General features: G+C 40.9%; 11 protein-coding genes, 1 tRNA gene and 1 pseudogene. 5 read left to right on the top strand and 8 right to left on the bottom strand.

What is annotated here, in order from left to right; all coding sequences use genetic code 11:
* Positions 1-35: 35 nt before the first annotated feature.
* Complete coding sequence (locus OKC24_RS04970; protein WP_130144433.1) at positions 36-1034, top strand: AraC family transcriptional regulator; 999 nt, start codon at positions 36-38, stop codon at positions 1032-1034.
* A gap of 93 nt (positions 1035-1127) precedes the next feature.
* A pseudogene (locus OKC24_RS04965) lies at positions 1128-1570 on the top strand (aquaporin).
* A 62-nt stretch (positions 1571-1632) separates the two neighbouring features.
* Here the strand turns inward: OKC24_RS04965 and OKC24_RS04960 are convergent.
* Positions 1633-1878, bottom strand: coding sequence for a hypothetical protein (locus tag OKC24_RS04960; protein ID WP_130144431.1), 246 nt, complete (start codon positions 1876-1878; stop codon positions 1633-1635).
* Positions 1879-1942: 64 nt separating this feature from the next.
* On the bottom strand, positions 1943-3031 hold the full coding sequence (locus tag OKC24_RS04955) for a DNA/RNA non-specific endonuclease (RefSeq protein WP_130144430.1): 1089 nt from the start codon (positions 3029-3031) through the stop codon (positions 1943-1945).
* Positions 3032-3302: 271 nt separating this feature from the next.
* On the opposite strand from OKC24_RS04955, the gene OKC24_RS20100 reads away from it, so the two are divergent.
* Positions 3303-3977 carry a hypothetical protein gene (locus tag OKC24_RS20100; RefSeq protein ID WP_130144429.1) on the top strand — a complete coding sequence of 225 codons (675 nt, stop codon included), beginning with the start codon at positions 3303-3305 and terminating at the stop codon, positions 3975-3977.
* A gap of 74 nt (positions 3978-4051) precedes the next feature.
* On the opposite strand, the gene OKC24_RS04945 is transcribed toward OKC24_RS20100, so the two are convergent.
* On the bottom strand, positions 4052-5932 hold the full coding sequence (locus OKC24_RS04945) for a potassium transporter Kup (RefSeq protein ID WP_130144428.1): 1881 nt from the start codon (positions 5930-5932) through the stop codon (positions 4052-4054).
* Between the two features lie 124 nt (positions 5933-6056).
* Between OKC24_RS04945 and OKC24_RS04940 the strand changes: the two genes are divergently transcribed.
* Together OKC24_RS04940 and OKC24_RS04935 are read left to right on the top strand one after the other, a co-directional pair.
* Positions 6057-6146 (top strand) — tRNA-Ser (locus OKC24_RS04940).
* A gap of 183 nt (positions 6147-6329) precedes the next feature.
* Positions 6330-7535: a tyrosine-type recombinase/integrase gene (locus OKC24_RS04935; RefSeq protein WP_265464861.1), complete on the top strand. Its 1206-nt coding sequence runs from the start codon at positions 6330-6332 to the stop codon at positions 7533-7535.
* Positions 7536-7655: 120 nt separating this feature from the next.
* Here the strand turns inward: OKC24_RS04935 and OKC24_RS04930 are convergent, their stop codons facing one another.
* The 5 genes from OKC24_RS04930 to OKC24_RS04910 form a co-directional block, all read right to left on the bottom strand.
* Complete coding sequence (locus OKC24_RS04930; RefSeq protein ID WP_265464860.1) at positions 7656-9080, bottom strand: hypothetical protein; 1425 nt, start codon at positions 9078-9080, stop codon at positions 7656-7658.
* On the bottom strand, positions 9080-11302 hold the full coding sequence (locus tag OKC24_RS04925; RefSeq protein WP_265464859.1) for an ATP-binding protein: 2223 nt from the start codon (positions 11300-11302) through the stop codon (positions 9080-9082). The genes OKC24_RS04930 and OKC24_RS04925 overlap by 1 nt, the downstream gene beginning before the upstream one ends.
* Positions 11299-12552, bottom strand: coding sequence for a DNA cytosine methyltransferase (locus OKC24_RS04920; protein WP_265464858.1), 1254 nt, complete (start codon positions 12550-12552; stop codon positions 11299-11301). Before OKC24_RS04920 ends, OKC24_RS04925 begins: the two co-directional genes overlap by 4 nt.
* A 264-nt stretch (positions 12553-12816) precedes the next feature.
* The gene (locus OKC24_RS04915) at positions 12817-13044 is read right to left on the bottom strand and encodes a helix-turn-helix transcriptional regulator (RefSeq protein WP_265464857.1); all 228 of its coding nucleotides are present in this window, start codon (positions 13042-13044) and stop codon (positions 12817-12819) included.
* Positions 13045-13140: 96 nt separating this feature from the next.
* Positions 13141-14073 carry a recombination directionality factor gene (locus OKC24_RS04910; protein ID WP_265464856.1) on the bottom strand — a complete coding sequence of 311 codons (933 nt, stop codon included), beginning with the start codon at positions 14071-14073 and terminating at the stop codon, positions 13141-13143.
* Positions 14074-14096: the final 23 nt, after the last annotated feature.

Genomic DNA, 14096 nt, shown 5'->3' with positions numbered 1-14096 from the left:
TATTGACAAATTACGACAATATTTAAAAATAAAAAATGCAGCAGCTTAAGAATTATACCGGCTCAGTCTACGGCGGCCTTGGACATTTGCTTTACGCGTTTTATCAGTCGCAGGGGCTGGCTATTCCAGAACAGCTGGCGCGGGTGCAAAATTTAGAACGCTTTGATTATATCTTATGGCGGGATTTGCTGACGGCGCTGGATCAGCAGCTGCAGCGTCCAGCACTGGGACTGCAAATTGCCGAACTGGTTCAGCCTAAACATTTAGGCATCATCGCCTATATTGCCATGTCCTGTGAAAATCTGGGAGAAGCCCTGCACCGCTATCATGACTTTCACCGTTTGGTTTATGACGGCTCACCGCTGCAGGTCTCGGCAGAAAATGGCCTGCTCTCGATCCGCTGGTCTGACTTGCCTAAAAACATGGCGACTCAATTGACCGATGAAGTTGCTATTGCCTTGATGGTCGGTTTTTTAAAGCATTTTATGGACTTTAAAGATATCAGCCTGCACGAAGTGCATTTTCAGTCTGAAGCTCCTAAACATGTAGCGCTGTATGAACAGTATTTCCGCTGCAAAGTGCGCTTTTCCCAGCCCTGCTCGCAAGTGCTGATGCCGGTGCAGGAACTGTCAAAACCGTTTTTTCAGGGCGATCAAACCCTGCAGCTGCTGCTGACTCAGCAAGCCCATGCGCTGCTGGAAAAACTGCCGAATACCACCCAAACCGACCACAGGCTGCAGCAAGCCATCTTAACAGGGCTGCAGAAAAATTTATTTCAAATTGAACATATTGCCACTCATCTGAATATTTCTGTGCGCCAGCTGCAGCGCCATCTGCAGCAGCAAGGTACGACCTATCAGCAGCGTATGCAGGAAATCCGCTGCATGATGGCTGAAGAATATTTGCGCGACCCGCATTTAAGCCTGCAGGAAATTTCCCTGCTGCTGGGATATTCAGAACAGAGCGCTTTTCAGCGGGCATTCAAGCAATGGCAGCAGCTGACACCGCAGCAATGGCGGCAGCGCAATCTGTAGGCTGCTGGAGTTCCCTTTCTCTTCATGCCATTATTCCGGCATAAATAACCAAATAAATTCAGTAAATTATAAAAAACAGCTCTTGGAGCGTTTATAAATAAATACTTTGCAGAATTAATTGGCAGCTTTTGGCTGGTCTTTGACGGCTGCGGCTTTTCCTGAGCTCGGCATCGGCTTCGCCGGAGTCACACTGGCACTTATGCCCTTGGCCACATTTCCGGCGGAGATTTCAACCCTGCCGTCAGCATTAGCTGACGGGCTGTCGGGGGCGCCTGCCGGTTTCGCACCTATTGCCATGGGTTTGGCATTAACGCTTATTCATTTCATCAGCATTCCAGTCACCAATACGTCCGTAAACCCTGCGCGAAGCGCTGGCGTCGCTTTTTTTTGCAGAAACTGCCGCCTTAAGCTCGCTTTGGCTGTTGTGGGCTGCGCGCATTATTAGCGCTGTGATGGGCGCGCTGATTTATAAATGTGGCCCAAGAAGGCTAAGCTTCAAAGCACTAAAGCCTTCAAATGGGCCATGCGTCCCATAAAAAAAGCGCATTCCATGGCGCTTTTTTTATTCCATGCGGAATGTTTTTATACAGAATGGATTTTAAAGAAATGGATTTTCAATTTCCTGTCCCTGTTCCCGCGGCACAGTTTCAGGCAAATCCGCCTCGCCTTCCAGCGCTTTTACGACATCATTCAGCACAGCCTGCAGCGCTTTGGCGGCTTTTAATCCAGCCTGATCTTTGGTGAGCTGCAAATTGCCGTACAGGCTGACGCAATCAGCAGCATTTTCAACGGTTAAATCATGGATTGCATGTGACTCTGTGCCATGTTCATAAGGCTTAAACATAATTTTCCCTTATCTTGTTGTTATCAAATCTGCACCGCATTCCTGCCATCCTAATGCAGGAACATTATTTCAACAACTGCAGAATATATTGCAGCAGCGCTTCTATCAGCTGTTTGACAATTGCATCCTGTGCAGAAGCATCCAGCCCAGATGCAGTATCCTGGTTTTGCGCATGAGAAGATGTCCCCCCTGCGGATTTAAATTGCTTCTGCATGGCCTGCAGCGCGCTGTTATCTACCTCTTCCGCACATTGGCTCTCAGCATCCCAGTGCGAATAGTCAATCGGCTTGGCCGCTTTCACGGCCGTCGCCTTTAAGGGCAAATTATAGGTATTGCGTTTCTGTTCTTCTGTCAGCTGCGGAAACAGATTGATGCCCAGCTGCTCTTCCAAATAGCAGACACTGACAATTTTCACCTGCAGTGAATTATCATTTGGCGCGTAGTAGGCGCCGATTGCGCCTGTTTTTGGCAAATATACCGCCTTATAAGTGGCGGTCGGTACAATCACGCCTCTGCCAATGGTTTTAAGCTTTTTCGCAGCAAACACGGGGCCTGAAACAATATAGACATCCTGCTTTTGCCTCGTTGCTAAGGCGCGGACAGCTTCTTCCAGCTCGCGCCAGACCTGCTGATTATTTTTGGGCGCCTGCGGCACCATATTGGCCAAGGAAAAACTGTCAAACTGCGCGTCTTTAGTCGGCATGTCGGCATTCGGCGCCATATGGCCGCGGTCATAGCCTGAAGCGCGGTAATCCGACAGCAGCGCCCGATGCTCTTGCGCTACGCGGGGTTCTTCATGGAAACTGTCTTCCCGCGGGATTTTCTGGCTCAAGCGCTCTGGTGTAAGCGCTTCCGCCACCCACAGTGGCGTTTTTGAAACGCCTGAATACATGACATTAAAGCCGTTGAAGCACAGCGGATAACTTTGCTTATTCAGGCTGTCTTTCATTAAATACGGCGGCACATCCCGGTAAAATTGATCCAGACATGCCGAATTGGATGGCGTTGCCGATGCAACAAATTGCTGTATTTTTTCTTGTCCAAATGCAAAGGCAAAACTTCCTGCAGCCACTACGCCTAAAATCATTTTGACGCCATTTTGATTGAATAATCGGGTCAAAATCTGCCCTGAACTGCTTTTCTTTTTGGCCATTACCACAACATTTACATTTAAAAAGAACTATTTTTCACGAGCTTAGCAAGCGCCCTGCAGGAAGTATACGGAGCTTTTTTTGCTTTGATTAACAATTATGCAAAAATTGTCCAACAATACAGCAGTCGGTGTAACAAATTGTCGCGCATGTATTGAACTTTATACGCGCGATTGAAGACTTTCGGTGTGTTTCATTGCAACTGGCAGAATAACTATGACAAGGTAAAACGACGAAGGATATGCAAAAGAATTTTATTATTTGGGAGTCGTTATGCATTCTAAGACGAAAGCGAAAGCAAAGATCATTGGTTTAGGCCTCATCTCCGGCTTAATGAGCGCCGCGGCCATGGCAGAGCCGCCGATTCAGCCGGGCGATACGCTGCAAAGCCTGTCACAAGTGAAAATCACCACCACCGTCAACGGTCAGCAAGGCTCTATTCAAGAATTAGTGGCCAGCGGCCAAGTGCGTATTGCCGATGCCGCAGCACAGCAAGCCAGCATCGCCCTCGGTGAGCCCGCACCTGCCGGCGCACAACCCTTAGATGCTGCACAGGCCAATCAAGCTGCTGTTGAGCAGGCATCCGCTGATGCCATGGCGCCAGCCGAACTGAATAATACCCAAGCTGCTAATGCCAATTCTGGCGCCGATCAAGCAAACCCAGCAGCAGCTCAGGATCCGCAAAACGCACTGAACCTAGAGCCAGCCGAGACTGAAATGCAGGCGCCTGCCAATACAGCCGCCGCTGCGCCGATTCTGTCCTCTTCTTCAGCAGCCCCAGTGAATGCGGAGGCTCCTGCCAATAGCGACAGCATGTCAGGCGCCGCACCAGAACTGCCGGATGCCAATGCAGCAGCTGAAGCTTCGCCCGAAACACCAGTGTCTGACACGGCAATTCAAGCCTCTCCCGAAATGCCGCAAGCTCCAGCAGAGGATGTTGCGCAATAGATCAAAAGTTCAGATTTGAACAATAAAAAACCAGAGGCGTGCTCTGGTTTTTTATTGCTTTGATTTGGCGCGCGCTAGATCTCTATCTGACTGCCCAGCTCCACAACGCGGTTGGTTGGAATCTGATAGAAATCACTGACTGGACTGGTATTGCGCTGCATGGAAATGAACAGCTTTTCACGCCAAGGCGACATGCCTTCCCCTAAAGTATGAATAATGCGGTCGCGCGAAATAAAGAAGCTGATTTGCATTAAATCATACTCAAAGCCTAATTCTGCATAGGCTTTTTCCAGCGCCTCTGGAATATTCGGCTGATCTTTAAAACCATAATCCAGGGTAATGCGGTAAAAACGGTCATCCAACTTTTCGACCCGGCAGCGTTCCGCATCAGACACATAAGGGATATCCCGTGTCATCACAGTTACCATGATATTGCGCTCATGCAGCACCTTATTGTGCTTAATATTATGCAGCATGGCATGCGGTACAATATTTGGCGTGCCGGTTAAAAAAACCGCATCCCCAGGCACAAACTTGGTTTCATTGCTGAAGCCGATGCTTTTGATAAATAAATCAATCGGCAATGAATCTTTTTCCAGGCGCTTAAAGACCAGCGCTCGGCCATCTTTCCAAGTCATCAAAATCGTGAACAGCACTGCGCCAATTAAAATTGGCACCCATCCGCCTGAAAGAATTTTCAGCGAGGTTGAAGCGACAAAAATAAAGTCAAGCAATAAGAACGGCACTGCAAAAAGCGCGACTTTCCATAGCGGCCAGCGCCATAAGCTATAGGCCAATACGGATATTAAGATCGTGCCGCACAGCATCGTCATAGTCACTGCAACACCGTAAGCGCTGGCTAAATTTTCACTGTTTTCAAACAGCAGAATTAAAATCAGCACCGAGATATACAGCGTCCAGTTAATGAACGGCAGGTAGATTTGCCCGCGCTCTACATCTGAGGTATGGCGCACCGTCAAACGCGGCAAATAGCGCAGTTGAATGGCCTGATTCACCATCGAAAATACGCCCGTAATGACTGCTTGAGAAGCAATGACCGCAGCGGCTGTCGCCAAGCCAATCATTGGATACAGCGCCCAGTCTGGAATTTGCATATAGAACGGATTTGCCAATGCTTCCGGATTGCGCAGCAGCAGCGCGCCCTGCCCGGCATAGCTCAGCAGCAGGCAAGGCATCACCACAATAAACCATGCCAATTTGATTGGCATGCGGCCAAAATGCCCCATATCCGCATATAAAGCCTCGCCGCCCGTCATGGTTAGAATCACAGCGCCCATGGTCAAAAAGGCCACATAAGGCTGATTGACCACAAAACTGAACGCCCAAGCTGGATTGATCATCAACAGTACATGCGGGGTCTGCAAAATGCTCAATATGCCGAAGAAGCCAATAGACATGAACCACAGCAGCGTGATTGGGCCAAAAAATTTACCCATAGTGCCTGTACCGTGACGCTGGATTAAAAACAGCCCCGTCAGAATGCCAATCGACAAGGGTTCCAGCCACTGGTTAAAGATGGGCGTCGCAATGCTTAAGCCTTCAATCGCAGACAGGACTGAAATTGCAGGCGTAATAATGCCGTCGCCAAAGAACAGCGATGCGCCAATAAAGCCCAATGCAATTAAATAAACCTTTTTTTTGTCACTGATCAGCGTGGTTCGAAGATTCAACGCCAGCAAAGACATAATGCCGCCTTCGCCGTTATTGTCTGCGCGCATAATAATGGTGACGTATTTGAAGCTGATCGACAGCATCATGCACCAGAAAATCAGCGACAGGATACCCAGCACCGACGCTTCTGAAATGGCTAGATGCGCAGTGAGGAAGCATTGGCGCAGCGCATACAGCGGGCTGGTGCCAATATCTCCGAATACCACACCTAAGGCTGCTAAGGTAATCGCAGGCAGTGCGGCTTTTTGTGCAGGACTTTGCATATTTATGTCTTCAATTTTAGACAGTATTTTTGCGAATCATATCATCAAGGCAAAAGTTTTTCTCTAAATCAATTGTTTCAGCTTGGCAGTCCGGTATTTTTTAGTTATTATCCACCGCGCATATGGTGAGGTGTCCGAGTGGCTGAAGGAGCACGCCTGGAAAGTGTGTATACGTTTGCGCGTATCGAGGGTTCGAATCCCTCTCTCACCGCCATATTTTATTCTCATGATGGTTCATGAAGTCTTAAAAAGCTTAAATCTAAAGGATTTAGGCTTTTTTTGTGTCTGATAGTATCAACTTTATCTGTTGCAATCCCGATATAGTCGGGGGTATAACTGGGGGTACAATAATTTACCCCTATTTTTATACCCCCAGATTTCTACGGAAACCGCTGCAATGCTTACAGATGCTCAGGTCAGAAAAATTAAGCCATCAGAAAAAAAAGCAAAATATGCTGATGAAAAAGGCATGTACTTGGAAGTAACGCCTTCTGGCGGTATGCATTGGCGGATGAAATTTCGCTTCAATGGTAAAGAAAATATCTTCAGTATTGGTTCATATCCTGAAACCACGCTTGCGCAAGCCCGCCGCGCCAGAGATGAAGCGCGCTTAAGGCTTAAAGATGGGATCAATCCCAATGAGGCCAAAAAGCAAAAAAAATTGCATGCCGATGAAAATACACTTTTTAAAGCGCTTGCAATGGAGTGGATGGAAGACCGTAAAGCCGTCATTAAAGAAACTACATACCTCCGTGATCTCTCCGTATTTGAAAAGGATTTGTTCCCAGCTTTAGGCAATATGCCTATTGATCAAATCAAAGGTAAAGATGTACTCGCCTGCGCCAAAAAAATTGAAGCTCGCGGCGCATTAGAAATGGCTAAGCGGTCTATCCCTCTAGCTGGCCGCATTTTTCGTTTTGCTATCCGTAAGGGGCTTATTGAGAATGACCCTACACCGCACTTAGGAGAGGCCTTAAAACCGCGGAAAACAAAGCATATGGCACGCTTGGATATTTCAGAGTTTCCTCCATTTCTTGAGCGTATGGACCGTTATCACGGCAATCCAATGATCAAGACAGCCATTCAATTGATGACTTTAACTTTTGTACGTACTGCCGAACTCAGAATGATGGAGTGGAATGAGATTGATTTTGATAATCATTTATGGAGAATTCCGGCAGAAAAAATGAAAATGGCACAACCTCATATTGTTCCATTATCTAGACAGGCTCTTGAACTAATTGAAGGATTACGACCTCTTACAGGCAATAAGCAATACGTCTTTTATAACCACAGCACGGCAAAACCCATGAGCAGCAATGCTCTGCTCTGTGTAATACGCACGATGGGCTATAACGGTAAAATGACAGGCCATGGCTTCCGTGGACTCGCTTCAACGACGCTACATGAACAAGGCTATATGCATGATGCAATTGAAATTCAATTAGCACATAGAGTAGGTAATGCTGTTTCTCAAGCGTATAACCATGCACAACATTTAGAATACAGAACAAAGATGATGCAGGAATGGTCAGATTTTATTGATAGCTTAAGGGACAAAATCATTCAATTCCCTAAACATAAAATAATTAATGAAAAATGATTATTTGTGACAAATAATCAGTTTCAAATACAAGAGAGCTTTTTTAAGATAAATCATATACAAGGCTTATATACGATTTATCTTAACTATGAAACCCTATAGCTTTTATATCAATAGGTCTTAAAGATACAGCAATCCCTGCCTATTTGCATGACGTGCAAATTTGGATTGAATGTCTGCAAGCAATGCAGATCTTAATCGAAATATTACTTCAACTTCATCTAAGCTTTTTTCTAAAACTTCAACAGACTGGCTCTGCTCATCGGTCGTAGTGTTTACTGAGTTAGTAGGTATTTTTACAACGACTTTAGTTTGAAAAGTTCTAAAATCAATTACTAATGCAACATTATTCCCTTGATACTCAAAAACAGGAGAAATATAAATGGCTTCCGATCGTTTATCTATTAAATTATAAGCTATTTCAGGAATAAGTATTCCATCCACACATTTAGAATGTTGAATTTTCTTTTGTACATAATCACAAAGTGGATCAATTCGCAATTGAACTTTTTGTAAATATTGATTAATTTTATCTCTCTTATAAACACTACATTTTTTTGATTGTTGACTAGCACTAAGTTCATCAAATTTTTTCTCATTATCTTTTAGTTCAGCATCATTATACTTACGTACAGCATTTTTTAATTGATCCTGATCAATAACATTAGAAAAAAAGGTAGAAGCATCATTATTATTTAAAGCAATCAAGCTACCAGGGTAATCATTATTTAAATGATCATGATTTTGAACCAATAATTTAGTATTAATTTTAAAATTCGGAACTATTGTCTTATCTAAACTTTCTAAATTAAGTTTCTTATCTGCTTTATAAAACCGAGTTTCAAGCTCATCCATAAATACTTGATGTATCACTTCAAAAGCACTATTAATACGTGTGGTGGTATCTGCATCAGAAAAATACTTACCTAAACTAGCCTTGGAAAATTGGGTAAACATTTTTCTAGTATCGTCAGACCAAGTTTCATATTGACCAAATTTTGGGAAGAATATCGATGCAATTTCGTTGGTGACCTGATGTACCGTTGATTCCCAATTCAAGATACATTGCAACTCTGGATATTTATCTAACATTTCTGCAAGTTCTGAGCCTAAATCTTGAAAATCCGTACTTTTTACTTCACCATCCAAGCCAAAATAATTAATTTTATCTAAAAAAATAGTAGCTATAGGCTTTTTACTTTGAAGTTTTTCTGCCTTAAAGAAAGTATCAAATTTATCAAACAATTTAGGATCTCGTGACCAAATAACTAATAAATAAGGATGAGAAATTGTATGAATTAATCTATTTACTCGACTTTGTAATTTCCTAAAATCATAATGTTCTGGAATAGTATCCCCTGACAAATTAACATCTAAAAACAATATTCTAATATCATCAAAACCTTGCTCAGGTAGGTTTTCTACACTTCCATCAAAATATGTAAATGGAACTTTATTTTTAGAAAAATAATTCATTAAAGGCAAAGCTTGTACTATCTGATCATCCACGATAACAATTCGCCCATTTTGTGGTAAATCAGCCATTAATTAAGCACCTTTTCTTTATTAAAACGCAACACAACCAAAGCACCACAATGAAATTCTTCAGGTATATCAAACTCTGTATAATCAGGGAAAAGGATATCTCCTTTTTGTTTAAACATAGCCTCTTGTGCAATATGCAGACCTAGTCCCATTCCGCTATTTCTAGGTTTGTAAGAGACAAAAGGCTCTGTAATCGTGTCCATACAGATCTCATTAAAACCAGGACCATTATCAGCAATTACTACATAGCCATACTTATCGTCTTCTTCAACATTAATAAATATCTTTTTAACCCCCTCAAAACCATTTACATCATATTTTTGATCTAACCAATATATTGAATTATCAATTATATTTATTAAAACCATAGAAACTAATGATCTAGAATACTCAACTTTTATATCAGCAGCATCTTCATAATTATAAATCACTTCTATTCTATGTTCATCTTGCCTAAATTCTATATCTAACTTTAATTCATCTAAAGCAAAATTAATTGATTGTAACTTTAGTGGCGAAGCTTTAATAATTTTTACATAACGATCTACTATTTTAGATAATTTTTGGACATTATCTAAAAGCTCATCTGAAACATGTTGTTGTTCAGCTATTCTATTAACTAATCGAACTCTCTTTTCAACTTCATGGACAACAACTGCTAAACTTAATCCAATCCCCGCAGCATTTAAAAGAGTTTCTTTAACACTTTCTAAATCTTTATCGAGCTTATCAAAGTAAGTAATAATCTCTTTTTTTACTTTTACATCAATTTCTTGTTCTTCTACATAATCGATTGCTTCCAAGATAACTTGATTAGGTGTTTGCTTTTTCCCCGAGTCTAGTGATCTTTTCAAGTTTAGTTTATCAACATACCTTAGATTTTCAACCAACGTAAGAACATGATTTAATGCTTTTTTTAAGTTCAAATAGGCATCATTTTCAACAAAACCTTCTCTATTAGTTTTTTCAAACAAATCACTACTATTTGCTCGATCCAATTGAACTGCTGCAACGACCAAACTGTTACTTAATCCTTTCGTAGGATTATTAAAGCGACGATTATCTAAACCCAACCAATCATTTTCAGGCTCACCATAATCATACACTCTTAAACCATCTCGAAAGACTTTTACTCCAGTATGGGTTTTTAAATATTTTTTAAAAGCAGGAATGTGTTCTATAGATCCCAATCGTAAAACTGATGTTTCTAGCTCAAAGATATATCCCTCAAATGTCACTTCTCCAACTTTTGCACTTGATTCAGATAAATTTATATATTGCTTTGATTCCTCATCATATAAGTTACGATAAGAGTTTAAATAGGAGTTATTTTCTAGTGTAAGATGTTTTTTATTTATTTTATGCTGAATGCTTTCATAAGGCATAAACCAATAATTAAAACTAGTAATTTCACTACCCTTTATTTTTACCTTAAATTTAAAGAGAGCTTGCTTTCTTATATCATCCCATGCTTGCACTCCATCTAACCATTCTTTATTTTGATTGAGAATTAAATCAACTTTAAATTCCTGATTAGTTTTTTGAAATGGTGATTGAAGTGAGCTAACTGTGCGAGCTAACTCCTTAACCATAGTATGATCCCATCGAGTCTTTAAGGTTTTTATAAATATAAACGTACCATGCAATTTAATTTGATCACTAGGAAATTCCTCATCTAAATTTAGAATATCTCTTAAATTTTCTTCTGTGAAAAATAAAGGTTCTTCTTTTTCTTCTACTTTTATTGGGAAATCTTTTAAATATTTAACATCTTCAATATCACTCCAATCTATTTCAACATGAACTTCTTTAAATCCTTGTTTTTTAGTAATTAAAGTGATTTTATCACCCAGTTTATGAACACCAAATCGACCAATCCCTTTCTCACCTATAGGAAGGCGTTGATAAACAGGAGAAAGCTTAGGTTTTTTATCTTCATCTAATTTAGAATCACTTCCCGGTTCTAGCCAAGCATTTTTGACTATATCAATATCCATACCATTACCATTATCTAAAATAGTAATGCTGCCATTTTCTCTATCCATAAAATTATCTAACTCAATTTTACAGAAAGTCGCATCTGCGTCATAAGCATTTTTAATCAGCTCTACAACGGCAATATGTTCATTTTTAATTAGTTGATCACCCAACTGGGCTAATAATCTAGCTCGCGGCTTAAATTCAAATTTTTCTTTTTGATTTTCTGAAGTTTCTTTTGTCATTTAAAATTACTCTTTAATCGTTTTGCAATCTGATATGCTAATAAAACAGGTACGGCATTACCTATTTGTTTATATGCACTTGTACGACTCGGTTTTCCTGACTGACTTTCAAAAAAATAATCATCTGGAAAAGTTTGCAATCTAGCTGCTTCTCGAGGTGTAAGTGAGCGATTTTGTTCAATATCAGGGTGAATATAGTGATGGCCGTCTTTTGCCATATGTGCAACCACAGTATGTACAGCTGTTAAATCACCTGATACCACTTTAAACCGATCAGTAAAAGCTTCCCTAACTTTATGGCTTTTTAATCTATCTGGCAAGTCATTATAATTTAATCTCTTTTTATGTTTATTCCATATATCTACAGCTATACGATAAATTTCTAAATCTTGTTGTGTGTTTGGTCTAGCTTGATGCCAAGTCACAGGCAAATCTGTTCTAATATTTGCTTGGTTTAACCAAGAATGAGCTTCTTTTGAAACTACACACGGCAAATGAGAACCTTCACCAGCTTTAATTTTTGGAAGATTTGCAAGTAAATCCGACACTGTAGCATCTGCATTCCATATTGGTAATTCTGGGTAGAAATTCTTACTTTTAATCCCCTTCTTACCAACCAAGATAATTCGCTTTCTATTTTGCAGCACACCATAGTCTGTTGCAGTCAAAATTTTATACTCAACTGCATAACCAATCGAATTAAACAGTGCTGTGACTTTTTCAAAATATGAGTCGCCATTTTCATCTTTTGCTGAAAGTAATCCCAGAACATTTTCAAAAACGAAATATTTAGGCTTATATCTTTCCAAGAATTTGGCATAGTAAATATACAAGTGATTGCGGGGGTCATCTTTTGTATTTCCACGCGCTCGACCAATAATTGAATAGGCTTGGCATGGTGGCCCACCAACCACTAGATCTAGCTTACTTCCATTGAGATATTGATCGACTTTATCAAATATCGTACCCAATCTTTCAGGGCCGATAAATTCATTAATTACAGCATCAAGCACATCTTTGGGTACAGATGCCCAAAACTCTTCTCGACTAATTTTTCCTTTTAAATATTCAATATAAATTTGAAGCTTATTATTTTTCTTTAACCAATGAAAAGCTTGGCGTGTTTTTAGTGTAGCACATGCTGCCGTATCAGCTTCTACATGTGCAATTGGATCAAAACCTGCCTGTATAAACCCTTCAGAAAGCCCACCAGCCCCCGCAAACAAATCCAAGAAATTATAATTGGCCATACCACAAAACTGCTAATTTCTAACGATGGTAAAGAGTGCCAGGATAATTGTTCTTTATCAAGTAAATTCAATTAGTAAAAGCTTGAGTAGTAATCTATAGTTTAAATTCAAATGTCCATTTATATTTAGCTAAACAAACTCTTAATAAATAGCCAACCATTTACAAAATACCTTCTGATTCGATTGTAATAAATCTCAAAATATTCTTAGAGGGAATTAGCATTGGATTGTAGCAAAAAAATAAGGGAGCTTTCGCTCCCATACTTATCTACTTTGAATCTTAGCTTCAATCCATTGATGAACTTCCAAAGCGACCCAGCCGATACGAGATTCACTTAGCCGAACTGGTTTTGGAAAACTTGGATCATGGTACTTTGAATCTACATTGATCATTTCATAGATTTTTGCACGGCTAATACTTGTGAATTGAATCACTTCTTTAATATTAATAATTTGATTCATCTGAAAAGTTTGACCTGTGAACGCATTCATGATGTTGACTCCTGATCATTGATGCGAGCGGTGATTCGCTCAGATAATAGGGCAGTCCAATAAAATTTTACTGAGTCCCATCTCGTCCACCCTTGTCTAATTCATAGCCCATACATTCTGCTGTAAGCCCTGCTGAATCTCCTGTACAAAGTTTTTTGCCTGATGGAGCTTAGGCTTTACCTTGGTTTTCGACTCAGGCTGTATTTGCTCAAACTCAACAGCCTCATCTGTATAAAACTCCTCGACTAAATCCAATCCCTCTTCCGAATCAACCTCAAATCGTGCATTGCTATAGCCCTGCCGTGCTGCTTGATCAAGTGAGTTTTGATTAAATCCTGCAGCCTTGCTTTGCTGATCAATGTCTTCTGCCATTTGAATGGCTTGTTGAAGGTTGACACCATCACGTAGTGTTAAATCCACGTAATACACAGGCTGGCGGTAACTTTGGGTCGTGGATTTACCCCGAAGAGTAAGTTGCAATGGCAAGCATGAAAGTAATCCATTGGATGCAGCATGGTAGTAATTCAGCCGAGCAGCCAATGTCCTTATGCTGTTAAAACCCGTCGTTCTAAAGATGAACGTACCCAGTTCATCAGACTCATCTAAATTGACATGCAGTCGACCATAAGGCTTGCAATGTCCACCTTGCCCCATTGAACATAAATCAGGTGATGGGCATGGATGCTGTTCTACACCTTGACTAGTCAACCGCTGGCAGGTTTCACCATTGCCGACACAAACGGGGCGTCCAGTTTGACGATCAAATAAGCTGTACTCTGCTCGTAGATTAAGTTCAGGATCATTAAAGATCATACGGACTGGTATGGTTCTGAGTTTTTGATTTTGCGCTTTAGCTCGAAGTTGTTCATCTAACGGATGCTTCACCCAACCACTGTCTTTACTTTGGATTTGACTGGTAATGGTGAATTGGTCATCCTTTTCAGGCAGACGCTTTCCATTCTTTTCGACCATTCGGCCAATGCTGATTCGCCCTAAAATAGGCGGTGTGATTGCTAAACCTTTAATCATGATATTTCTCTTTTTAACAATGA

It is taken from the genome of Acinetobacter entericus (assembly GCF_026168575.1).
GTDB classification, from domain to species: Bacteria; Pseudomonadota; Gammaproteobacteria; order Pseudomonadales; family Moraxellaceae; genus Acinetobacter; species Acinetobacter bouvetii.
Note: the sequence above shows the minus strand (reverse complement) of the source record. Positions and strands in the feature narration are given on the sequence as shown.